The 22,899-nt window shown below is 49.6% G+C and carries 22 protein-coding genes; 6 read left to right on the top strand and 16 right to left on the bottom strand.

Features of this window, described 5'->3' with window-relative positions; genetic code table 11:
* Nucleotides 1-146 precede the first annotated feature (146 nt).
* On the top strand, nt 147-692 hold the full coding sequence (locus tag MHN33_RS05505; RefSeq protein ID WP_239396970.1) for a TetR/AcrR family transcriptional regulator: 546 nt from the start codon (nt 147-149) through the stop codon (nt 690-692).
* Nucleotides 693-778: 86 nt separating this feature from the next.
* Here MHN33_RS05505 and hflC read toward each other — a convergent pair whose 3' ends face one another.
* From hflC to MHN33_RS05460, 9 genes are all read right to left on the bottom strand, one after another.
* Nucleotides 779-1,666, bottom strand: a complete 888-nt coding sequence (hflC, locus tag MHN33_RS05500; RefSeq protein WP_239396969.1) for a protease modulator HflC — start codon at nt 1,664-1,666, stop codon at nt 779-781.
* A gap of 5 nt (nt 1,667-1,671) precedes the next feature.
* Complete coding sequence (gene hflK, locus MHN33_RS05495) at nt 1,672-2,835, bottom strand: FtsH protease activity modulator HflK (RefSeq protein WP_239396965.1); 1,164 nt, start codon at nt 2,833-2,835, stop codon at nt 1,672-1,674.
* A gap of 91 nt (nt 2,836-2,926) precedes the next feature.
* Nucleotides 2,927-4,216, bottom strand: coding sequence for a ribosome rescue GTPase HflX (gene hflX / locus MHN33_RS05490; protein WP_239396961.1), 1,290 nt, complete (start codon nt 4,214-4,216; stop codon nt 2,927-2,929).
* Between the two features lie 31 nt (nt 4,217-4,247).
* On the bottom strand, nt 4,248-4,511 hold the full coding sequence (gene hfq, locus MHN33_RS05485; RefSeq protein ID WP_239396957.1) for an RNA chaperone Hfq: 264 nt from the start codon (nt 4,509-4,511) through the stop codon (nt 4,248-4,250).
* A gap of 78 nt (nt 4,512-4,589) precedes the next feature.
* Nucleotides 4,590-5,507 carry a tRNA (adenosine(37)-N6)-dimethylallyltransferase MiaA gene (miaA, locus tag MHN33_RS05480; RefSeq protein ID WP_239396954.1) on the bottom strand — a complete coding sequence of 306 codons (918 nt, stop codon included), beginning with the start codon at nt 5,505-5,507 and terminating at the stop codon, nt 4,590-4,592.
* Between the two features lie 60 nt (nt 5,508-5,567).
* Complete coding sequence (gene mutL, locus MHN33_RS05475) at nt 5,568-7,448, bottom strand: DNA mismatch repair endonuclease MutL (RefSeq protein ID WP_239396953.1); 1,881 nt, start codon at nt 7,446-7,448, stop codon at nt 5,568-5,570.
* A gap of 3 nt (nt 7,449-7,451) precedes the next feature.
* Complete coding sequence (locus tag MHN33_RS05470; RefSeq protein WP_239396952.1) at nt 7,452-8,798, bottom strand: N-acetylmuramoyl-L-alanine amidase; 1,347 nt, start codon at nt 8,796-8,798, stop codon at nt 7,452-7,454.
* Entirely contained in the window at nt 8,791-9,267 is a 477-nt protein-coding gene (gene tsaE / locus MHN33_RS05465; protein WP_046003677.1) for a tRNA (adenosine(37)-N6)-threonylcarbamoyltransferase complex ATPase subunit type 1 TsaE, read from the bottom strand. The genes MHN33_RS05470 and tsaE overlap by 8 nt, the downstream gene beginning before the upstream one ends.
* Nucleotides 9,264-10,769, bottom strand: coding sequence for an NAD(P)H-hydrate dehydratase (locus MHN33_RS05460; protein ID WP_239396950.1), 1,506 nt, complete (start codon nt 10,767-10,769; stop codon nt 9,264-9,266). The genes tsaE and MHN33_RS05460 overlap by 4 nt, the downstream gene beginning before the upstream one ends.
* Before the next feature lie 3 nt (nt 10,770-10,772).
* Between MHN33_RS05460 and queG the strand changes: the two genes are divergently transcribed.
* Nucleotides 10,773-11,921, top strand: a complete 1,149-nt coding sequence (gene queG, locus MHN33_RS05455; protein ID WP_239396947.1) for a tRNA epoxyqueuosine(34) reductase QueG — start codon at nt 10,773-10,775, stop codon at nt 11,919-11,921.
* Between the two features lie 52 nt (nt 11,922-11,973).
* Here queG and MHN33_RS05450 read toward each other — a convergent pair whose 3' ends face one another.
* Together MHN33_RS05450 and MHN33_RS05445 are read right to left on the bottom strand one after the other, a co-directional pair.
* Nucleotides 11,974-13,113, bottom strand: a complete 1,140-nt coding sequence (locus MHN33_RS05450; RefSeq protein WP_239396946.1) for a response regulator — start codon at nt 13,111-13,113, stop codon at nt 11,974-11,976.
* 112 nt (nt 13,114-13,225) lie between these two features.
* Complete coding sequence (locus MHN33_RS05445; protein WP_239396943.1) at nt 13,226-15,181, bottom strand: ATP-binding protein; 1,956 nt, start codon at nt 15,179-15,181, stop codon at nt 13,226-13,228.
* A 194-nt stretch (nt 15,182-15,375) separates the two neighbouring features.
* On the opposite strand from MHN33_RS05445, the gene MHN33_RS05440 reads away from it, so the two are divergent.
* From MHN33_RS05440 to MHN33_RS05425, 4 genes are all read left to right on the top strand, one after another.
* A complete protein-coding gene (locus MHN33_RS05440) occupies nt 15,376-15,942 on the top strand; it encodes a glutathione peroxidase (protein ID WP_239396928.1) in 567 nt (188 codons plus the stop codon).
* Nucleotides 15,943-16,007: 65 nt separating this feature from the next.
* Entirely contained in the window at nt 16,008-16,289 is a 282-nt protein-coding gene (locus MHN33_RS05435; protein ID WP_239396925.1) for a peptidylprolyl isomerase, read from the top strand.
* Nucleotides 16,290-16,429: 140 nt separating this feature from the next.
* The gene (locus MHN33_RS05430; protein ID WP_239396923.1) at nt 16,430-17,008 is read left to right on the top strand and encodes a glutathione S-transferase family protein; all 579 of its coding nucleotides are present in this window, start codon (nt 16,430-16,432) and stop codon (nt 17,006-17,008) included.
* Between the two features lie 188 nt (nt 17,009-17,196).
* Nucleotides 17,197-17,547 (top strand): DUF2750 domain-containing protein, encoded by a 351-nt coding sequence (locus tag MHN33_RS05425; protein WP_239396920.1) that lies wholly within the window; start codon nt 17,197-17,199, stop codon nt 17,545-17,547.
* A 4-nt stretch (nt 17,548-17,551) separates the two neighbouring features.
* On the opposite strand, the gene MHN33_RS05420 is transcribed toward MHN33_RS05425, so the two are convergent.
* The 5 genes from MHN33_RS05420 to hisS all read right to left on the bottom strand — a co-directional run bounded on the left by MHN33_RS05420 (nt 17,552) and on the right by hisS (nt 22,772).
* Complete coding sequence (locus tag MHN33_RS05420) at nt 17,552-17,935, bottom strand: VOC family protein (protein WP_239396917.1); 384 nt, start codon at nt 17,933-17,935, stop codon at nt 17,552-17,554.
* 138 nt (nt 17,936-18,073) lie between these two features.
* Nucleotides 18,074-19,546, bottom strand: a complete 1,473-nt coding sequence (gene der, locus MHN33_RS05415) for a ribosome biogenesis GTPase Der (RefSeq protein ID WP_239396915.1) — start codon at nt 19,544-19,546, stop codon at nt 18,074-18,076.
* A 74-nt stretch (nt 19,547-19,620) separates the two neighbouring features.
* Nucleotides 19,621-20,796: an outer membrane protein assembly factor BamB gene (bamB, locus tag MHN33_RS05410; protein ID WP_239396906.1), complete on the bottom strand. Its 1,176-nt coding sequence runs from the start codon at nt 20,794-20,796 to the stop codon at nt 19,621-19,623.
* A gap of 9 nt (nt 20,797-20,805) precedes the next feature.
* Nucleotides 20,806-21,423, bottom strand: coding sequence for a tetratricopeptide repeat protein (locus MHN33_RS05405; RefSeq protein ID WP_239396904.1), 618 nt, complete (start codon nt 21,421-21,423; stop codon nt 20,806-20,808).
* Between the two features lie 71 nt (nt 21,424-21,494).
* Complete coding sequence (hisS, locus tag MHN33_RS05400) at nt 21,495-22,772, bottom strand: histidine--tRNA ligase (RefSeq protein ID WP_239396902.1); 1,278 nt, start codon at nt 22,770-22,772, stop codon at nt 21,495-21,497.
* Nucleotides 22,773-22,899: the final 127 nt, after the last annotated feature.

Here is a 22,899-nt window from a genome sequence, read left to right as displayed (position 1 = left end):
TTTCCTTTTAATCTGATTGAAAAATTTTAGATAGCGATCACTATCCATTAGATTATAAATAGCGATCGCTATTTAATTCAAGTTAAATATAATGATCATTATTTATTTCTATGACTGGACAAAATATGAGAGCCTCAAAAGAGCATATGGATAAAATACGTGCGCATATTCTTGACTCATCCGGACAAGGGTTTCGTGAAGAGGGATATCAGGGTTTAGGGATCAATGCGCTGGCCAAACGTGCGGGCATGACATCTGGCGCCTTCTATGGCCACTTCCCCTCTAAAAGCCAGGCGTTTCATGAGGTCGTCGAAAAAGGCATGTGTGACTACAGGGACTCAGTTGCACAGTTTAAAAAACTCTACCAGGAAGACTGGCCAAAGCACTTCCTGGATTTCTATCTTAGTCAGGAACATTTAAGTGATATTGCCAACAGTTGTGTGGTACCCGCTCTGTCATGTGACGTGATGCGAGCTGATGACCAAACTAAAGCGATCTATTCAGCCCTGCTCGAGCAAGTAGCGACACAAATCAGTCAATCGACACCAGAGCAAGGCAAAGCAGGTGCGCTGGCGTTGATCTCTTTGCTGGCAGGCAGCATTATGATTGCTCGCAGCGTAGATTCACAGCGTCTGCAACAGGAAATTCTGCAATCGGCCAGACAACAAGCTGACTTACTGATTGCTGGGTAGCCAAAGTTACGCTGACTCAACGCATAAAAAAAGCCAACCCATGTAACAGGATTGGCTTTTTATTGATTATCAGGCTTCTAAAATACCTAACGCGTGTTATCCACTCTTTTAGCCTTCATATAATCGAAGAACTCGCTATCCGGTGACAATACCATCACATCGCCTTTGCTGGTGAAGGTGTTTCTATATGCTTCGAGCGAGCGAACAAAACCGAAAAACTCCGGATCCTTGTTGTAGGCATCAGCATAAATCTTTGCCGCCAGTGCATCACCCTGACCGCGCACAGCACGGGCATTACGCTCCGCATCTGCAAGCATAACGGTTACCCGACGGTCAACTTCAGCGCGAATGATCTCCGCCTTTTCCTGACCTTCTGAGCGGTGCTCTTTAGCCACTGCGGTACGCTCTGCACGCATCCGCTGGAAGATTGAGTTACTGACTTCGTTTGGCAGGTTGATTTGCTTAACCCGCACATCCAGCACCTCGATACCCAGCTCCTGAGCACTCTCAGAGGCCTGTACCAGCGCTTCTTCCATCAGTTCACTACGTTCACCCGAGACAATCTCTTTAATGGTACGCGAACCAAAGTTCGTTCTCAGGCCGTTATTCACTTTTTGTTTCAGCAGGGTCTCTGCGTATTGCTTATCACCTCTGGCACGCAGATAGTAAGCGGAGAAATCATTGACACGCCACTTCACGAATGAATCAACGATTAAGTCTTTTTTCTCACTGGTAACGAAACGGTCTGGTGCGCCATCCAGCGTCTGAATACGCGCATCAATGCGACGTACCTGACTGAAAAATGGCACTTTCAGATGTAGACCCGGCTCGTATACCACAGCATTATCCTGGCTGTCTTTTTGTACTTTACTGAACAGTAAAACAATCGCCCGTTGCCCTTCTGTAACAACAAACACCGATGAAAACGTCATAAATGCGGCAATGATCAATCCTACGATAGTCATGTTTTTCATGTCAGCTACCTCCCACCATTGTTAAAACGGTCACGTGAAAAACGATCATCACTGCTATTCACTGTGCTGTTTCGTGACTGGCCCAGTGACTGACGCAGCTGATTGATGTCGCTCTGGCTTGGCAGGGTAACCTGCGTGCCCGACTTAGTCTGCTGCATAATCTTATCCAGTGGCAGGTACATCATGTTGTTGCCACCTTTAACATCAACCAGCACTTTAGAGCTGTTACCCAGCACTTGTTCCATGGTTTCGATGTACAAACGTTCACGGGTAACCTGCTTGGCAGCCTGATACTCTGGCAGCAGCTTTTCAAAACGCTCAACCTCACCCTGTGCTTCCAGTGTGATGCGTTCTCGGTACGCTTCTGCTTCTTGCGTCATACGCGTCACCTGACCACGGGCACGCGGCTCGATTTCTCTCGCATACGCTTCTGCTTCACGAATGAAGCGCTCTTCATCCTCTTGTGCTGCAATGGCGTCATCAAATGCATCTTTTACTTCCGCAGGCGGACGTGAGTCTTTAAAGTTCACATCGGTGACGATGATACCCAGGTTGTATGGCTCGATGATCTTGGTCAGTTCATCCCAGGTACGCTGACGTACCAATTCACGGCCCGTGGTTAATACCTGGTCCATGCGAGAGTGACCCACAACATAGCGCAACGCACTATCCAGTGCCTGCTGTAAGCTGTGATCGGCATCGGTTACGCTGAAGCGATACAAGGTAGGATCAACGACCCGGTACTGAACCTCGAACTCAACACTCACGACATTCTCGTCTTCAGTCAGCATAAAACCCGATGCAGACAAAGAACGAACCGCTTCAATATCAATGGGGATAACACGTTCAATAAAGGTCATTTTCCAGCGCAGACCCGGCTCGGCGATACGGTTAAATTCACCGAATTGAAGCACTATGCCACGCTCGGCTTCTTTCACTGTGTAAATACCGCTTAACGCCCAAACAACAAAAGCAATTAACAGCACAAACACCATACCGGCACCGCCAATACCGCCGCCTTTGCCTGGCTTACCGCCAAACATGCCGCCAAACTTGTTGTTGAATTTGCGGAATACTTCGTCTAAGTCAGGTGGCCCCTGATCACGACCACCACGGTTCTTCCACGGGTCGTTATCATTGCCATTATTACCCGGTTCGTTCCAGGCCATAGCTATACTCCATTGTTATAAAATGAATTAATTTAAATCTAACAAAAAACACAGAGATCTAATAGAGAAATGCGTGCAATAAGCGGCTTTTTCAATCTTCCACCACAAATTGCTCTATTTCCAGCCCCTGCTCTTTCTTTAATCTTTCCCAATCTGCCTGCGGTAATCTGACGTCCAACAGCCAGTTTCCAGCCTCGTCATAGGACTCGCCATTTACCGCATTAAGATTAAACAGCGCGCCGCGCAGCTTACCAAATGCAGGCGGTACCAACAGCTTACTGGCAAAAATTTTCTTCGCCAGCAGCTCTGAAATTGCCTGTTCAAGCAACTCACTGCCTTCACCCGTATGTGCCGATAACCAGACACGCACTGGCACGCCCTGATCGTCTCTGTCTATTTTAGGGTTGATCTCGTCAACCAGATCAATTTTGTTGTAAACCAACAGCTGAGGGATCTCATCCGCCTCAATTTCTTTGAGGACCGATTGTACCTCTTCTATGTTCTCTTTTCTTCTCTGATCTGCCACATCGACAACATGCAGCTGTAAGTCTGCTTCCCGGGTTTCGGTCAAAGTCGCTTTAAAAGCGGCAACCAAATCATGGGGTAAATGGCGGATAAAGCCAACCGTATCGGCAAAGATGACTGGACCGACATCTGTAATTTCCAGCTTACGCAACGTTGGATCCAAAGTCGCAAAAAGTTGATCCGCCGCATACACATCAGCATTGGTGACGTGGTTAAACAAGGTTGATTTGCCCGCATTGGTATAACCAACCAAAGACACTGTCGGAATTTCATTACGGCTACGGGCACGACGCCCTTGCTCTCGCACTGTTGCCACTTTTTCGAGTCGCTTACGGATGCTTTTAATCCGCTCCCGGAGTAACCGCCGGTCGGTTTCCAGCTGCGTTTCACCCGGCCCTCGCAAGCCAATCCCGCCCTTTTGCCTTTCAAGGTGAGTCCAGCCGCGGATCAGGCGAGTTGAAATATGTCGTAACTGCGCCAGCTCAACCTGCAATTTACCTTCGTGGGTCCGTGCACGTTGAGCAAAAATATCTAAAATTAAAGTCGTTCTATCTAATACCCGGCAACGGCAGACACGCTCTAAGTTGCGCTCTTGAGAGGGACTGAGTTGATGATTAAAGATGATGACATCTGCATTGTGAGTTCTGACAATCTCAGCGATTTCTTCTGCTTTCCCCGTCCCGACAAATAACTTCGGGTGAGGCGCCTGACGGCTGCCTTGCACAACCGTCAAACAACTAACACCAGCAGAAGACACTAGCATTTCCAGCTCGCGAAGATCTTCTCGATCTCCTTCATTTGGAAACTCTATATGTACTAAGACTGCCTGTTCGCCGGCTTCATAACGGTCAAACAAGCATTACGCTCCTACTATCGACTAAAAACGATTAAAAGTTGCCATCTTCGCCATGTTCAGCACTGTCACTACCCTGAGTGTTCTGGAAATTTACAGCACGAGCAGGCACCACAGTGGAAATGGCATGTTTGTAAACCATTTGATTTACAGTGTTTTCAAGCAAGATGACAAACTGATCAAAGGACTGGATCTTGCCTTGTAATTTGATACCGTTAACTAAAAAGATGGAAACGGGAATGCGCTCACGACGTAAGACATTCAAAAATGGGTCTTGTAACGATTGGCCTTTTGCCATGTTCTTATCCTTCGTTCTAGGTGTTATTATGTTGAGATAGTTGAATTAATCTGAATAAAAAGATTTCCCCAACCTCTATTAGCTTAGCGAACTTAATACACGTTGCAAGTTTTCTTGCCCGTCGGTTTCCAGCCAGGTGACATCTGGCCAGCTACGTAACCAGGTTAATTGGCGCTTCGCTAACTGCCTGGTTGCTGCGATCCCTTTGAAGAGCATTTCTTCATAATCGCACTCACCAGCCAAATGCTCCCACATCTGCCGATATCCCACACAACGAATGGAAGGCAAATCCGGATGCAAATCATTCCGCTGATATAAGGCCAAAACTTCGTTTTTAAAGCCCTGATCCAGCATTATTTTAAATCTTTTTTCTATTCTTTCGTGGAGTATCTTACGATCCTTCGGGGCAATTGCAAACTGATGAAACTGATAAGGCAAAGGCGCTTGTTTGGCTTTTTGCAATTCAGTCATGGTTTTGCCGGTCAGACGATAGACCTCCAACGCTCGGTTGATCCGCTGAGAATCATTTTCGCTGATTTTACTTGCCGCTTGTGAGTCAATCGCCGCCAGCTGAGCATGTAGAGCCGGCCAGCCTACCGCTTTTGCTTCTTGTTCCAGCGCTTCGCGGATCTTCGGGCACGCCTCAGGCAAAGGCGATAACCCCTCTATCAGGCCTTTAAAATACATCATAGTGCCGCCAACCAGTACCGGGATTTTACCCTGCTGGTGTAAACGGTCGATACACGCGATAGCATCTCGGCGAAAGTCTGCAACCGAGTAGCTGTCAGCCGGATCCAGTATGTCTATCAGGTGATGCGGGGCCAATGCCTGCTCAGCAGCATCAGGCTTGGCCGTTCCTATGTCCATACCTTTATAAACCAGTGCGGAGTCCACACTGATGATCTCACTGTTTAACTGTTGACAGAGCTCAATGGCCAGCGCGGTCTTACCGGCGGCGGTTGGCCCCATCAAGGTAATAACGGGTTTTGCTTGCACGCTGTTTCTCTACTGCTGTTGGTGCTGTAACGCATCGAAGGTTACAGCCAGGACAAGAACTCACAATTCTTGCAGGGACAAGCTTAATAACTTGCTTTGATCTATTGTAACCGCTTTTGCTTCGATTTCAGCACAGCTTCTGGCATTTTTTATGATTTTTTCTGTCACTGCAGCAAAGTGTTGCGAACTAAAATACCCTGCAGGCGTGGTGACTTGTAGCCAATTCAGCCAGGCAGCCAGAGTCTGTTCCTGTGTGGTACAGGCACTGAGCACTTTGTCGAGGCACTGTGGTACATCCAGACTGTAGAGACTCAGTGGTAGCTTTTTGACCATCACATAACGTTCATGAGCCACAATCGCAAATCCCAGTAATGTCAGCCAGGATTCCTGCTGCATCAGCACAGATATTTCCTCCGTACTCAGATTCACCCGCACCGGCAACAGCAGCGCTTTTCCCTGCAAGGTGCCATCTTGCTCAATCTGTGCCTGCCAGGTCTCGACCAGGCCATCCCGGCAATGCCCCAACCTGAGCTCGCCTGCCTGGGTAAACAACACAGCCCCTTGCGCGAGCAATAAGAAACGGCTTATTTCTGTTTGTCGTGACTGCGTCTGCTGTGTGCTCACAGTGACCGGCTGCGACATATCGGCTGGCGTTGCCATACCTTGATACAGTTCATTGACATTAACCTGCCGCGACTTAGCTGGGCCTGAACTGTTGCTGCTTTTGCCACCACTGCGATAACTTGAATTTGACCCACTCACGCCGAAAGCAGGTGCGGAAACAGGGGTATAGGCGCTGTCCTGCACTGTGCCATACTCACTTTGCAGCGGTGAACGATAAGCCTGGTGCTGACGCGCATCCTGCAATGTGAACTGCTCAGTCTTCACCGATTCAGCGTGCGCTGTGGTGTCCTCCGTACTATTATCGTCAGTTTCGGATAATGGCAAATCAGGTCGCTCACTGAGGACCACTTGTTTAACGGCCTGCACAATGAAATCGTGGATCAGACGCGCCTGATGAAAACGCACCTCATGTTTGGCAGGGTGCACATTGACATCGACCTGAGTAGGGTCAAGTTCCAGGTAAATCACAAACCCGGGTGTATCAACCGCGCCAACCGTTTCTTCGAACGCCTGTCGAATGGCATGCAAGATTAATTTGTCACGCATCATCCGCCCGTTCACATAGGTGTACTGAGTCTGATTACTACTGCCTAGCGGCAGTACCCAGCCATATAACTTCAGGCCATCATGCCCGGACTCTACAAAACTGGCCTGTTGCGCAAATACCTTACCGGCCACCTGTGCCACCCGCTCAACACTATATGGATCGGGCCGTGCACGAAATTGCCTGACTACTTTCTGATTATGAGTCAGCGTCAGGGCCAGATCAAAACGACTCAGCGCGATACGTTTGATTAGCTCATCAATGTGACTGAACTCGGTTTTCTCGGTGCGTAAAAACTTACGCCTCGCCGGAGTGTTGAAAAACAGATCTTTGACTTCTATGGTGGTGCCATCGGGGTGCGCTGTTGGCTGGATCTGAACCGTCATATCACGCCCCTCAGCAAATGCCTGCCAGGCTGTTTCCTGCTCAGCAGGCTTAGAGCTCAGGGTCAGCCGGGATACCGAACTGATTGAGGCCAGTGCCTCTCCACGAAATCCCAGCGATGAAATGCATTCCAGATCGTCCAGAGTTTTCAGCTTGCTGGTTGCATGACGGGACAACGCCAGAGTCAGCTCGTCTTTGACGATGCCCGCACCATTGTCCCTAATCCGGATCAGTTTGTGACCACCTCGCTCAATGTCTATCTGAATGCGTGTCGCCCCGGCATCAATGCTGTTTTCAACCAGCTCCTTCACCACAGAAGCGGGCCGCTCGACCACTTCTCCCGCTGCTATTTGGTTGGCCAGTCTGGCTGGTAAAATTTCAATGCTCACGGTCTAAGCCTTAGGAATAGTTAGCACCTGACCAATATACAAGGTATTTTTGGTCAAGCGGTTGGCCTTTTTCAGCGCCGACACTGTGGTGCCGTAGCGCGCAGCCAGAACACTTAAAGATTCCCCCCGCTGTACTTTATGACGCACAGGCTTATTGTTTTTCAGGCTTGCAAATAAAGTATTATCTGGCGGATTGTGCTGATAGTAACGCTTAATCGACTTGAAAATGGCGTTCGCCAGTCGCTGCTGGTGATAACTGGTTCTAAGTTGCTTTTCTTCCTGAGGGTTAGAAATAAACCCGGTTTCAACCAAAATAGACGGGATATCCGGTGACTTCAGCACTCCAAAGTTGGCCGCCTGAGGGCGCTTTTTATGCAACTTGGTGACTTTTTTCAGCTCACTCACCACTTCTTCTGCCACTGTAAAGCCGGTTTTCATCGAGTGGTCCATCGACATATCCAGCAGGGCTTTAGCCAGATATTTTTCGTTCGCCGTGTCTTTGATTACGTCCGCCGCACCACCCAGTAGCTGAGAGTGCTTTTCTTTGTCTTCCAGCCATTTACCGACTTCGGAATTGGCCCGGCGTAATGACAAGATCCAAACCGAAGCACCGCGAGGTTCCGGGCGCGAAAAAGCATCGGCGTGAATAGACACAAAGAAATCGGCCTGGCGCTCTCTGGCTCGCGCGGTACGGGTGTTGAGTTTAATGTAGTAATCACCGGTGCGGGTCAGACGTGCCTGCATGCCCGGCTCTTTGTCAATTAAGCGCGCAAGTCGTTTAGCAATAGGCAGTGTGATGTTTTTTTCATAGGTCCCGGAGGGTCCGATTGAACCGGGATCTTCCCCACCGTGGCCCGCATCAATGGCAATGATAATGTCTCTGTCTTTTACCAGCTCGCGCTTTTTGCTTTGTTTGGACTTACTGGCATAGAGGCTTTTTTGCTGCCCGTACAGGTCGACGACCAGGCGGTCTTTGTATGGTCCGGTTGGTGCGAGCGCGAATATCACCGGTTTAGCGGTACGACTCAGCTCCATCACCACCCGAGTGCTGTTACGGCTTTTGGCCTGACTGTAACGCAGTTTTTCTACGATTTTATGTTCTTTAGGCAAGGTTGGGAGCTGCTTGAGCTTGCTGGTATTTTCCAGGTCAATTACCAGTCGCAGCGGGTTTTTCAGCATAAAATAGCTGTATTCGGGTTTTTCTGACAGGTCAAACACCACGCGTGTGCTTTCTGGTGAAGGCCAGACACGCACACCGTTGATTTTGTTTTTTGCCTGCGCTGCGCTGGCGAGCAGTAACGCGCTCAGCGCAAACAGGGTAAAGCTAATTTTTATTATCGCACTACGCATATCGACTTATAGCTTGAGCAAGCTGCCTTCCTCGTTCTGTGTGTGGCCTTAATACGGCACGGCGCCCTTCGCCATGATAAGCCAGGTCAATGTCCATATCTGCCGTTGGGATCACGCCTGCGCCCTTCTCCGGCCATTCGACAATACAAACGGCATGCGGCGCAAAATAATCCCGGATCCCCATAAATTCCAGCTCTTCCGGGTCACCCAGGCGATACAAATCAAAATGATAAATACAGACCTCGCCCAGCTCATAAGGTTCAACTAAGGTATAGGTCGGGCTTTTAACATTCCCCTGATGACCCAGCCCCTGAACGATACCGCGTGTCAGTGTTGTTTTACCGGCGCCCAAATCACCATGCAAATAAAATACCGCACCTGAATCAATGAGCTTAGCCAGCTGGCTTCCCAGGGCAATCGTTGCGGCTTCATCAGCCAGATCAATTTCTAATGTCGTATCGACACTCATCCGATAATACCTCTAATATGGACAAATAAATCACTTGCCAGCAACCCATGTGCGCCATCATGTGCCGCTTTTTCGGCCGCAAGACCATGAATATACACCGCTAACATAGCCGCATCAAATTTACTCAGGCCTTGCGCTAACAAGGCGGCAATTATACCAGATAATACATCGCCCATCCCAGCACTGGCCATGGCTGCACACCCCGAGCGATTGATATTTACTCGCTGTGCCTGCTGAACCAATGTACCGGGCCCTTTTAGCACTACACATGCCTGATAATATTGAGTAAGCACATTGCTCATACCGAAGCGATCACAGGTTTCAGGGTCTGTTTCAATGGCCGCGCTCAGGCGCTTTGCCTCTCCCCAATGCGGGGTCAAAACAGCATTTTGCCACTGCATGGGATGCCCCGCCAGTAAATTTAGCCCATCGGCGTCGACTACCACTGGCTGAGAGCAGCGACACACTGTATCAAACAAGGCCTGTGCCCAAGGTGACTGACCCAGCCCCGGACCAATTACTAAGGTGTCGGCCTTATCCAGTAGCGGTTGCAGCGCATCGGCGTTGGCAATGCCATGTACCATCAGCTCATAACGCCCCTGTAATACCATGGCCTGATTATCCGGATGTGTTGCCACACTGACCAGCCCCGCGCCAGCCCGTAAACAGGCTTCGGCAGCCAGACGTATTGCCCCAGCCATACCGGGGCCCCCACCAATTAACAACACATGACCACAGCGGTTTTTATAGGTGTCTGCGGGACGCAACGGCCGCTTTGCCAGTAAAGTCTCTGGCGAAAAGTAGTGACTAGAGGGAGATACCAGTTGCGAAAACTCTTCCCCGACACCCAGTTCTGCCAGATACACAGCCCCGGTATGATGCCTGGCGGAACCGGTGAGCAGACCTTGCTTTAGCGCAATGAACGTCATAGTGACATCAGCAACAAAGGCATCACAGGCAACTTCACTGGTCGAGCCATTCACGCCACTGGGAATATCCACGGCAAGCCGATGTGACGCACATAAAGCAAGCTGTCTAAAAACTGCTGCGACATGTTCAGGCAATCGACCACGAAAGCCGCTGCCAAACACAGCATCCACAATTAAAGCGGGCACCGTCTCTGGTTCATGCCAGTCGGCACAATGTCGTAACACCTTACCACCGTAGCCCTGATACTGACGATAAGCCGCGCGCGCGTCTCCCTCAAGCTGCTCGGGGTCAAACAATGCAAGTACCTCAACAGCAATGCCAGCCTGCTTACACAGATGTGCCAGCACATAGCCATCGCCGCCGTTATTACCCTTTCCGGTCAGGATCAAAATGGGGCCGCTGAGCGACAAATGACTGACATAGTCAAACAACGCGGCACCGGCGCGCTGCATCAGCATACTTAAGGTCGACCCGGCGAGGCGCGCTGCCTCGGCTTCATTCGTTTGTACCGCTTGGGCCGTATAGGCAACTTGTGGTAAATTAGTCAGGTATTTTGCTTGTGATATAGACATGCCGTGACGACCACTATTCATTCTTCTGTTGATATTAACTATACTGAACTTGCGCAAAAAATTAAGCTTTGGGGCAAAGAACTTGGCTTTGCCGAGGTTGGCATCGCCGATATCGACCTCAGCGAACACGAAGCACAATTGCAGCGCTGGCTTGATAAGGGCTATCATGGCGAGATGGACTACATGGCAGCACATGGCATGAAACGTGCCCGTCCTGCAGAGCTGGTGCCCGGTACACAACGGGTGATCTCAGTCAAAATGAACTATCTGCCACCCGATGCCAGTTTCGCCCGGGCGCTCAAAAGCAAGCAAACCGCCTATATCAGCCGCTATGCTTTGGGTCGCGACTATCATAAGGTCATCCGCAACCGGTTGAAGAAACTCGGACAGCGTATTGAACAAGAGATAGGACAGTTTGGCTTTCGCCCTTTTGTTGACTCTGCACCGGTGCTGGAACGCCAGCTCGCAGAAAAAGCCGGGCTGGGCTGGCGCGGTAAAAACAGTTTACTGATCCACAAACAGGCCGGTTCGTGGTTTTTTCTGGGTGAGCTATTTGTGGATCTGCCCCTGCCGGTTGATAACAATCCCCAGGAGGAAGGCTGTGGCAAGTGTAACGCCTGTATGACTTTGTGTCCGACTGGGGCGATTGTCGAACCCTATGTCGTCGATGCGCGCAAGTGCATTTCTTATCTGACCATAGAGTTACAAGGCCCAATCCCCGAGCAGTATCGCTCCTTACTGGGCAACCGGGTATACGGCTGTGACGATTGCCAGCTGGTGTGTCCATGGAACCGCTATGGCCAGCTCACTGACGAGCAAGATTTTCATCCACGTCAACAACTTAAAGATAAAGAACTGCTGACCTTATTTCAGTGGGACGAGCAAACCTTTCTGAAACACACCGAAGGCAGCCCCATACGTCGTATTGGTCACGAGCGTTGGCTGCGTAATTTGGCCGTTGGACTAGGCAATGCCGAGCCCGATGCACACATTATTGAGGCGCTGGAAGCACGCCTGACATCGGCATCCGAATTGGTCCGGGAGCACATCACTTGGGCACTGGTGCAGCAGCGCACTAAACACGCTCAGCAGCAGCGAAAACACGCCCGACTGATCCGGATAGTCGAAAAAGGCTTGCCACGAGATGCCTGAGCCAACCAAAGCGGGCTTAATCCTGCCTTGTTGCTGCCTGTAGGACACCGTCTCAGGATGGTTTGTCCGCACTACTCAGTAACGACAAGTCACTTTCAATTTCACTGAAGGCTTCCCGGACCTGCATGATGGCCTCTTCCCGGGCTATGGAGCTTTGAATGGCCTCATCAATGTGCTGATAAATAAACACTTCCTGATCTTCATCCAGCCCCATGGTGGGGATCCGCTGCTCGAACACCTCCTGAAGGCTGCGAAAGATTGATTCATTCTGACTGCGGTTATTGTTGAGCAGGGCCAGCAACCCGGTAAACTTACGGTGGATCATGGAAATCGCTTCATTTAACTCCGCCTGCTGGCAGAGCAATTGTTTACGCGTCAGGATAGCCAGTAACTGTTGCTCGGTCACACTGGCGATAAAACAAATATGATCTCTGAGCCTGCCATGCTTGTCGGCATCCTCTGATGGCATATTCAGAATCAATAAACTGACCAGATTGTAGTTCACCAAGATCCGGCTGGTAAATTCATGCAGGCGCCCTTTCGAGCGCAATATTTCAAACAATTCCAGTACAATAGGAGAGCACAGTCCTGCGGTTGCAAAGTGGTGGCGCTGCTCATCCACCCGAAACTCAATATTACAACTTAACCCTAAATTGTTGAGACACTGGATCAAGGCCTTTGCTAACGCCTGGATATCATTGATCACACCGATCTGCTCGATGTAATTAACAATAAAGCCCATTTCACTGCTGGTCGCCATGGCATTAAAGGCGGTGGAAGTGGCATCTTCCACCTGCTGCTCCAGAATATCGCGCTCAAGCAACATTTGCCCCAAATTGAGTAGTTTTGCTTTTAGTTCATTGTGACCGAAGGGTTTGACAATATAGTCTTCAGCCCCCACCGCATAGCCTTCCATGCGTTCTTCTACCGAGCCCCGTGCTGACACAAACATCACTATAATGTCCTGAGTCGCCAGGTTTGCCTTGATTTTTTTACACACCTCATAGCCATTCATTTTTGGCATACTGACGTCCAGTAACACAACCTGTGGTGCAAACTCTTCAATGACATCCAGGCACTGTTGCCCGCTGGTGACCGAAAGCAGTTCAAAGTCCAGATCTTCAAGTATCTCTTCTATGATTTCAAGGTTGAAAGGTTCATCATCCACTGCCAGGATTCTTTGCAATGCCATAACACAGTTCCTTTTCCGTTGCCAAAGTGTCGTCATCTGCCAGCCCGTGATATTGCCGTTAAACCAGCAGTGACACCCTTCTGTTAGTTATAGACAGTGATCACCAATGGCGCTAGTGCTCAGCCTGAATTGGCAGTTCAATATGAATACAGGCGCCCTGATCCGGGTTGTTTTCAGCATAAATACAGCCTTTGTGCAGCAACACAAACTCCTTGCAGATAGCCAGACCCAACCCGGTGCCACCGGCACCGCTATTGGTTTTGCTGCTCTGGGCAAACTTATCAAATATGTGCTCCAGTTCATCCTCTGGTATGCCAACACCTTTGTCGCACACCAGAATGTGTACATACCCGGCTTTAAGCATCACGGACACTGTTACTTCACTGTGTTCGGGACTAAACTTCAGGGCATTGCCAAGCAAGTTTCTGATCACCTGAGTAAGCTGCTCAGCATCACAAAACAGCATAATTGCGTCCCCTGGCGCCTCCAGCTCAATATGGATATGACGTGCCATTGCCAGGCCAGACACATCTTCCCTTGCGGTCTGTACTAAGGTCAGCAAGTTGTGCGATGAAGGATTAAAAGGAAAGCGACCGGCGTCCAGTTTAGACAAATCGAGCAGGTTGTTGAGCAGTAGTAACAGCCGTTCGCCACTGGTCTCAATGCGCGACAGGTATTTCTCCAGCTTACCCACCGGTATCTCACCGCATGCCAGTTTATCCAGCCCGAAGCGGGCAAAGCTCAATATCGAATGCATCGGGGTTCTGAGTTCATGAGACATATTGGCCAGAAACTCTGATTTACTGATGTTCGCGGCTTCGGCAGCTTCTTTAGCTGACTGCAGCTGTGCAGTGCGTGCCTGTACTTCCACCTCCAGTACTTCTTTGGCTTCTTCCAGTAACTGCTGTTTGCGCTTTAGCTGGGCCACGTTTTTAAAGATTGCGGCCAGCGCAATTTCCCCGTGATGATCAATTTCAATAAAAGTGCCCATCAGGGGGATACTCGGTCCATCCGCCTGCGGCAACACCAGTTCACAGTTAAAGTGGCGCAGGATCCCGCCATTATTAATGGCCTCTTTGAGTGCCGCGACCGACGAGGGATCAAACAAATCAAATATCGAATGCTGCTGTAGTTGATCACTGGGCAATCGCAACAAGGTGGTACAGCCATCATTGGCCTCAATCACATACCCATCCAGATTGAACAACATGATTGGGTCCGGGGTATGCTTGTAAATCACCCTCAGCAAACTGTCTCTTTCAATCAGTGCATCCACCGTATCCTGTAATCGTTCAACCAACTCCTGATTATGCCGACGTAGTAGTTCACTTTGCCACAATTTATGCAATGATTGCAGCAGCGACCCTTCATCTATGGGTTTCGTCAACACGTCTTCTACGCCCTGACGGATCGCTTCCATCATATCGACCTGATTTTGTCGTGACGTCATCAATAAACAGCGCGCATCGCGGTGGATCTGCCGAACCTTTTTAAATACGTCCAGGCCACTGCCCTGTTCCAGATTGAAATCGCAGATCAGCAGATCAACGTCATGACTGCTCGCTTGCTGAATTGCCTCGGAGAGACAGCGCGCGGTCACCACGGTGAGTTGTGCTCCCCGCAAACTGGCCGTCAAACGTTCGAGTCGTTCTTCCCGATGATCCACCAGGAGAATTTTTGGTAGCTCCAGGCGACCATGATCGCCGGTTTCAAGTACCCGCTCCAGTAATCCGGTAATTTCTTTATTGCCAAAGAAAGGGTAGATCACGATGGCATTACACAACATTCGGTTCAGGCGACTGAACGCATCTACGTGCTCAGAGTTCTCTGGTTTCGGGGCAAGCAGAATCAGGCGATCATGGTCTTTGAGCGCAGACAAGGCATCAAACGCGCTGTCGGGCAGACCATGAGCAATAGCAACCACATGATAACTTAAAAAGTCCTTCACTTTGTACAGCATCTGAAAATGTAAGTGCACAACGTCACAACCAAGTAACTCAAACAGAACTTTAAGTCGCATGGCCAACACGCTGCTGCTATCAATAATCAATACCTTGTTGTTTTCCATAACGAAATCCTATTTTAATAAGGCAACTTACTGTGCTGATTTACGTGGCCAATAGCATTCAGTTTAGTCAAAAATCGCCACTTGGATACCTGGCCTGGTTGAATCGGCCTGTGCAGCAGTTACACTGTGAACTAAGCCAGCGCGTTTCACGTATAAACAGGCATCGCATTTAAAACCGTTTCAGGGAGCCCCTTATGATTAAACCACTTTTGATATCCATGGCACTGCTTGCCAGCAGCGGCGTTCAGGCCAGCGACACACCAAATTTTTCTAAAAGTGCGGCCTGTGATGACTTCACAGGTTATGAGTTCAGAAAGCTGAGATCAAAAGACACTGTCGATTTGTGTGCCTTTAAAGGTAAACCTTTACTGGTGGTCAATACCGCCAGTAACTGTGGTTTTACCGGCCAATTCGATGGCCTGGAAAAACTCCATAAAGCCTATGTCGACAAAGGGTTAGTTGTACTCGGGTTCCCGTCAGATGATTTCTTTCAGGAAGAAAATGACGAAAAAGACACCGCCGAGGTGTGCTTTATCAACTATGGCGTAACCTTTACCATGCTGGCAACTGGCGCGGTGCGCGGCAGCGACGCCAACCCTGTGTTTCAACACCTTGGTGAACAAAGTGGCGCCCCGATGTGGAATTTCTATAAATACCTGATCTCGGCCGATCGTAAGACGATTCAGCAGTTCAACAGCCGTACAAAGCCAATGTCAGAGCCTATGATTGCCGCCATTGAAAAAGAACTTGATCTTAAATAATGCGCTTTAAAACTAAGTATATTAGAATAATGTATGAGCAATAATTAACCACCCATGGAGAGATAATGACACTAGCCAGCGCAAGACACATTTTAGTCGATAACGAAGCCCAATGCCTTGAACTCAAGCAACGTATTGCAGCCGGTGAAGACTTTGCCGATATCGCCAAACAGTATTCCAGTTGCCCATCCGGTCAGGACGGTGGAGAGCTCGGTGAGTTTGGCCCCGGGATGATGGTTCCCGAATTCGACAAGGTGGTTTTTTCGGCACCGCTCAATGAAGTACAAGGGCCTGTTCAGACTCAGTTTGGTTACCACCTGTTAGAGGTCACCAGTCGGGTCGACTAAACCCTCTACGCCTAGTTGCTACTGGCAGTTTACCTCTGTCGGTAGCTTTGCTTATGATTTGTGGAATCGGCCCTGTTTCTACCTGCCTAAAAGTAGTGCTATAGTCATTGCGCATCTAACCACAACATAAGGATTGAGTGATGATCTTATACGGCTCGGATACGTCTCCGTATGTCAGACGCATCCGCATTTATTGTCTTCGCCATAACATTACCCTGGACTACCGCAAACTGGACATCTTTAGTGAGCCAGGCAGAGAAATTCTTAACCAGCATAATCCGGCGCGAAAACTGCCGTTCTTACTGGCCGATGAACAGGCGATACTGGATTCAAATGTCATTGCCCGGTATCTGCAACAAAAATTTTCTTTGCCTCACCTCAACTGGGAACAGGAAAACCTGCTCACTATCATTAATGCCTGTAATGACTCACTGGTTGAACTGCTACTGTGTCAGCGCTCAGAGTTTGATACGGATGATGACAAACTGTTCTTTAATCTGCAACGAGGCCGGATTGCCGAAACTCTGCGCGTACTGGAGCAAAGTTGTCATGAAAATGTATTTTTAAACTGCGAGTATGTACAGATCAGTTTATACTGCCTGCTTGATTGGATCCGCTTCAGAAGCCTGTTCGACTTAACGCCCTACACCGCGCTGAAGCAGTTTTATGACCAATGGCAGCCTCTTGATGAGGCGCGTCTTACAGATCCCAGAGCATAATACCAATTTGCTTAATTAAGTGTTCTATCTTGAGGCGAGAAAATAGGGTCGATAACAAGGCGAAAATTTTGATGTTTAGTCGCTCTAAATGAGAAATTTTTAACGCTGTTAGCGTCGTATTTACTCCTTCAAATTGAACAGGTATTAAGTGAAATTGGTATCAGCTCTGACAACTATGGAAATACACCATGAGTGACATCGAATTAGAATCGGAAGTAGTCAATTTTGTCGTTACAGCGAAAGAGCAAGAGCAGGTTTGGGCACTCGGCTCAGACGATGGCGGCCTGGTTGTGGTTGACTCAAACCAGTTTGAAGAATCGGACGTATTATTACTTTGGGATAGCGAAGACAATGCGCAAGCGCAGTGTCGTGACGAATGGGCTGATTTTAAACCTGTTGCCATTCCTTTGGATGAGCTGCTCGACGAGTGGGTTGAAGACTTGCGTGATGACAACGCACTGCTCGGCCTGAACTGGAATGACGATAACGTCTGTACCGAGATTGAACCTGTCGGTCTGGCTCGTGCCCTGTCAGAATAAGCGCTTATTCGGCGCTTATCAGTGCCACTAAGGTGCCTTCAATTGAGCGCACATATGCCTGTGTGTGCTCTCCTTTTTGCGCGGGAGGCGATAAAGGCTCGGCACCGGCTGCCACCGCCTTGTCATAGCTCTTTGCCACGTTTTCACACCCTAATGTCAGTTCAAACCCCAGTGCGGGCTGCTTAGGCTGGCTGCGGATATAACTTTGCTTAAACTGCGCCTGAGCTACCGGATGGGTAGCAAACGCAAGTAACACCTGCCCGGTGTCCAGCTCACCATAGTCTCCGTCCTCGCTGAGGCCACAGGCACTGAGCCCGAAGGCCTGATAATAAAAGTCCAGTACCTCTTCGACACTGTCGACGTAGATCACGGTTTTCAGAAACTGCATGGCTAGTTTTCAGGCTAAATAAATATAAATAAAGCATATTTTTCGTTCAGCGTAAACCGATTTAGCGCCAGGGTGGGAATTAAAAAGCAGTAAAAAAGGCGCCACTGGCGCCCTTTTTCAAGTAGTTACTGCTTGCAGTTACTGCTTGTTTTTCTGTTCTTTGGTAAATGCCCTGAGCTTTCGCTTCTGCGACAGGGTCATTTTATTGGTACGACCGGCGTATGGGTTATCTCCCTCGCGGAACTCGATCTTAATGGGCGTCCCCATAATATTTAGCGCTTTGCGATAATAGTTCATCAGGTAGCGCTTGTAACTGTCAGGCAGATCATGGACCTGGTTACCATGGATCACGATACGTGGCGGGTTATAACCCCCGGCGTGCGCATATTTCAGCTTAACCCGACGACCACGCACCAACGGTGGCTGGTGATCTGCCTGCGCCATGTCCATGATCCGTCTGAGCATCGCGGTGCTTACCCGCTTGGTTGCCGACTCATACGCTTCTTCAACCGACTCAAATAAATGGCCAACCCCCGTGCCATGCAATGCCGAAATAAAGTGCAGGCGCGCAAAGTCAATAAAGCCCAGGCGACGATCCAGTTCAGACTTGATACGCTCTTTTACGTAGTCATCCAGACCATCCCACTTGTTCACGGCGATCACCAAAGAGCGACCTGCATTCAGTGCAAAGCCCAGCAGGCTGAGATCCTGATCAGAGATACCGTCACGGGCATCGATCACTAACAGGATCACGTTGGCATCTTCAATGGCCTGAAGGGTTTTTATGACAGAGAATTTTTCAACCACATCGCTGACTTTCTTACGCTTACGCACACCTGCGGTATCAATCAACACATAATCACGCTCATTGCGGGTCATCGGGATATAGATTGAGTCACGTGTCGTGCCCGGCATATCGTATACAATTACCCGCTCCTCACCAAGGATACGGTTAGTCAGTGTTGACTTACCGACATTAGGACGACCTATGATAGCCAGCTTGATCGGCTTGTCTTCAAAACCGGTTTTACCGTCTTCCGGGGCCTCTTCCCCTTCTAGGTAAAGCTCGGTCAGCAGTTCATCGTCCTGCTCAATGTCATCCTCTTCCCCAGCCAGCTCGGCGATCACCGGACCCAGTGTGGCTTCAAGTAACTGAGTGACACCGCGACCATGGGCCGCTGCGATATGATACACCTCACCCAGCGCAAGCTGGTAAAACTCGGCGCAGTTCGAGTCTGCATCAATGCCATCGGTTTTGTTTGCAACGACAAAGCTTTTCTTTTGTTGCTTACGCAAATGCTGGGCAATGGCCTGATCGGCCGCAGTCATACCAGCGCGGGCATCAACTAAAAATAAGACGACGTCGGCTTCTTCAATGGCCAGCAATGATTGCTCTGCCATTTCCGTTTCGATGCCTTCTTCACTGCCATCAATACCGCCGGTATCGACCACGATAAACTCATAGCCATCGTAATTCGCCTGGCCATATTTACGGTCACGTGTAAGGCCCGGAAAGTCCGCCACCAACGCATCACGCGTGCGGGTCAGACGGTTAAATAAAGTGGATTTACCCACATTGGGTCGCCCGACGAGAGCGATCACAGGAAGCATAGACTACCTCTTTTAAAAACAACAAAAGGCTTCGCACCGCGAAGCCTTACTTCTATTCATTCAGTGTGTGGCGACTACGGAACTTTTACCGCACTGACTTCACCATCACGGGTGTACAGGATCAGCGTGTCATCAACCACGATAGGCTCAACGAAAAAGCCTGAACTATCAAACTCTTCGCGCGAAGCCAGCTGACCAGTTTGCTTGTCTAGCCAGTGCAGATTACCTTCCTGATCACCCACCACCAGATAGTTGCCAGCCACCGCAGGCGTCGTCAGATACCAACCACGTAAAGCAGACTGACTCCAACGCTCAATGCCTGACTCTCTATCTAGAGCATAGAGTACGCCTTCACTATCTACCAAATAAATGGTATTCAGCTCAACACTGAGGTCGCGGTAGCTGCTATATTCTCGGTCCCAGAGTACATTACCATTGCGCACATCCAGGGCAGCCAGTTTACCATTGTAGGCAATGGTATACGCGGTCGTGCCTACCACAACCGGTTTGGTATCCACATCAACTAAACGCTCGAACTCGGAAGCGCCTTTTGCCAGAGCAATATCCGTGCTCCAGGCCATAAAACCATTCTCAGCGATCAATACCGACAGCTTACCGCTTTCTTCGCCAACTAACACACCGCCATTGGCCGACGTCGGTGAACTCAGGCCACGTAATGTCAGTGCCGGTACTTCCTGCTCAAACTGCCAGCGTTCTTCACCAGTATCCGGGTGTAATGCCAGCAGTTTACCTGAGCCCAGGTTGACATAGACTAAGCCATCTCCGGCAGCCGGTGTAGACAGCGCCTCACCAGGCACAGACTTACGCCAGACGATATCCCCGGTGTCACGGTTCAGTGCAATCACTTCACCGTGTTCAGAGCCGATATACAGCTTGCCATAAGCCTGTAAAATGCCGCCCGACAGCTTTGCTGTGTCATCGTCTTCCCAGGGCCAGAAAGCCGGGTTCTCGCGCGTATCGACTTCCCACAGCGTATCACCACTGCTGACATCCAACGCAGCAACCAGACCATTGCGTTCAGCCACATAGACCGTACTCTGGTAAAAGGTCGGTGTCAGACGAGAGAAATAATGCTCAACGCCGTCACCGATCGACTCCTGCCAGAGGACGTCGGTTTCAAACTGGTTTACGATTTCAGGCAGCACCAGTTCTTCTTCATCATTGCTTGAGGAGCACCCCAGCAATGACGCCATACACAACGCCAAAGAGGCCATAGTCAACTTCTTCATGGCTACTCCTTACAGTGCTGTTGTGCCAGCCAGGTCGTCCAGTTTAATTTGTAGCAGAGGGTTGTTGTCGCTACCACCGGCAGTCACTGCTTTTTGATACTCATCACGCGCAGCGTCTTTTTTGCCTTGCGCCAGCAGAATATCACCTTTGACTTCAGCGACCTGCGCAACGAAACTCTGTGGCATTGGATTGCCTAAGGTGGCCAGTGCCGCACTGTAATCTTCACGCGCAGCCTGAACACGCGCCAGGCGCAGATACGCCGTTGCTTTTAGCTCTGGGGTTTTGACGGTATTTGCCGCAAAGGTGAGCTTTTCTTGTGCCACGTCCAGCTTGCCTTGTTCAACCGCTTCTTTTGCCGCCACAAAGGCAGCCAGTACCGCGTAGCTCGACTCGCCATTGTTTGCTAAAAAGTCATCGCTTTTGGTCAGAACGTCACCACTATCAACCAACTGGTTATAGGCTTCAGAACCTGCTTCTGCGGTATCGATTTGATGCTGGTTATACGCTTTCCAACCATACAGGCCACCCAGGCCCAGCACCGCGCCGATGATCAAAGATGTTCCATTTTCGCGGAAAAATCGTTTTATTGCTTCGGCTTGTTGTTCTTCTGTTGAATAAATTTCCATTCTGACCTCTTAATTAATAGCGTAAAGCCAGTTTTTCAGATATCTGGCCTGACTTTACTGCGCCGCAGCGCTTAATCCACTAACGCCGACAGCAAGCTTTTTGCCTCTGCCAGTGTCAGGGTAACTTGTTCTTTATGTTCGCGGAGATACTTTACGGTGACCTTGCCTTCGGCTAATTCATCTTCACCGAAAATCAGCGCAACCACAGCATCGCTTTTGTCCGCACGTTTCAGTTGTTTTTTGAAGTTGCCGCCACCGGCATTGACCAGTACGCGCAGGCCTGGAATGTCACTGCGTAGTTGTTGCGCAATGACCGGAGCCTGAATGCCAGCCTGCTCACCCATCGCTGCAACGAACACATCTGCATTACGGCGTAATGTGCCAATACGCTCAAGCTCTTGTAACATCAGTACAAGACGCTCCATGCCCATGGCGAAGCCTACAGCCGGCGTGGCTTTACCACCAACCTGCTCTACCAAGCCATCATAACGCCCGCCGGCACACACAGTACCCTGCGCGCCTAAGCTGTCCGTCACCCATTCAAATACTGTGCGGTTGTAATAATCCAGGCCGCGTACCAGTTTTTCATTAATCTGGTATTCGACGCCCGCAGCGTCTAAACGTTCACATAAATTTGCAAAATGTTGACGCGACTCTTCGTCCAGATATTCAGACAGTTTTGGCGCGTTGACCAAAATGGCCTGCACATCCGGATTTTTGCTGTCCAGTACACGCAATGGATTGCTATGCATACGGCGCTTTGAATCTTCGTCCAGGTGCGCTTCGTGTTGTTCCAAAAAGGCAATCAAGGCGTCACGATAAGTTGCACGCGCTTCGTTTGAGCCAAGAGAGTTCAGCTCCAGACGCACAAATTCACTGATCCCAAACTGCTGCCACAGGCGCGCTGTCATCAGGATCACTTCGGCGTCCATGTCGGCACTGGCTACGCCAAAGGTTTCTACCCCAAACTGATGGAACTGGCGGTAACGGCCCTTTTGCGGACGCTCATGACGGAACATCGGTCCCATGTACCACAAACGCTGCTCCTGGTTATACAGTAAGCCATTCTGGTTACCAGCCCGCACACAAACTGCGGTGCCTTCAGGACGCAAGGTCAGGAGATCGCCATTGCGATCTTCGAAGGTATACATTTCTTTTTCAACGATGTCGGTGACTTCACCAATTGAGCGCTTGAATAACTCGGTGGATTCCACGATGGGAAAGCGGATCTCCTGATATCCAAAAGATGCCACTGTGTCACGTAAGATAGATTCTACCTTCTGCCAGACTTGCGTATCACCCGGCAGACAATCGTTCATACCTCGAATTGCCTGAATTTGTTTTGCCACTGAAATTCCTAGTAATCTAATTTTTTACACGAAATGGGTGGCTATGCCCGATGGCTAGCCATTCCTGATAAACCCGCTATTATACCCAGCTCGGCTAAAACGTAAACGCTTAGTTTGCCGGGCTTGC

It is taken from the genome of Pseudoalteromonas sp. OOF1S-7 (genome assembly GCF_022347765.1).
Lineage (GTDB): Bacteria > Pseudomonadota > Gammaproteobacteria > Enterobacterales > Alteromonadaceae > Pseudoalteromonas.
This window is presented reverse-complemented; position numbering and strand designations above follow the sequence as displayed.

Bases quoted from the DNA above. Each gene is read 5' to 3' on its own strand.
- MHN33_RS05505 (WP_239396970.1), top strand. From the start codon at position 147: ATGGATAAAATACGTGCGCATATTCTTGACTCATCCGGACAAGGGTTT.
- hflC (WP_239396969.1), bottom strand. From the start codon at position 1,666: ATGAAAAACATGACTATCGTAGGATTGATCATTGCCGCATTTATGACG.
- hflK (WP_239396965.1), bottom strand. From the start codon at position 2,835: ATGGCCTGGAACGAACCGGGTAATAATGGCAATGATAACGACCCGTGG.
- hfq (WP_239396957.1), bottom strand. From the start codon at position 4,511: ATGGCAAAAGGCCAATCGTTACAAGACCCATTTTTGAATGTCTTACGT.
- MHN33_RS05470 (WP_239396952.1), bottom strand. From the start codon at position 8,798: ATGCGTAGTGCGATAATAAAAATTAGCTTTACCCTGTTTGCGCTGAGC.
- tsaE (WP_046003677.1), bottom strand. From the start codon at position 9,267: ATGAGTGTCGATACGACATTAGAAATTGATCTGGCTGATGAAGCCGCA.
- MHN33_RS05460 (WP_239396950.1), bottom strand. From the start codon at position 10,769: ATGTCTATATCACAAGCAAAATACCTGACTAATTTACCACAAGTTGCC.
- MHN33_RS05450 (WP_239396946.1), bottom strand. From the start codon at position 13,113: ATGGCATTGCAAAGAATCCTGGCAGTGGATGATGAACCTTTCAACCTT.
- MHN33_RS05445 (WP_239396943.1), bottom strand. From the start codon at position 15,181: ATGGAAAACAACAAGGTATTGATTATTGATAGCAGCAGCGTGTTGGCC.
- MHN33_RS05440 (WP_239396928.1), top strand. From the start codon at position 15,376: ATGATTAAACCACTTTTGATATCCATGGCACTGCTTGCCAGCAGCGGC.
- MHN33_RS05435 (WP_239396925.1), top strand. From the start codon at position 16,008: ATGACACTAGCCAGCGCAAGACACATTTTAGTCGATAACGAAGCCCAA.
- MHN33_RS05430 (WP_239396923.1), top strand. From the start codon at position 16,430: ATGATCTTATACGGCTCGGATACGTCTCCGTATGTCAGACGCATCCGC.
- MHN33_RS05425 (WP_239396920.1), top strand. From the start codon at position 17,197: ATGAGTGACATCGAATTAGAATCGGAAGTAGTCAATTTTGTCGTTACA.
- MHN33_RS05420 (WP_239396917.1), bottom strand. From the start codon at position 17,935: ATGCAGTTTCTGAAAACCGTGATCTACGTCGACAGTGTCGAAGAGGTA.
- der (WP_239396915.1), bottom strand. From the start codon at position 19,546: ATGCTTCCTGTGATCGCTCTCGTCGGGCGACCCAATGTGGGTAAATCC.
- bamB (WP_239396906.1), bottom strand. From the start codon at position 20,796: ATGAAGAAGTTGACTATGGCCTCTTTGGCGTTGTGTATGGCGTCATTG.
- MHN33_RS05405 (WP_239396904.1), bottom strand. From the start codon at position 21,423: ATGGAAATTTATTCAACAGAAGAACAACAAGCCGAAGCAATAAAACGA.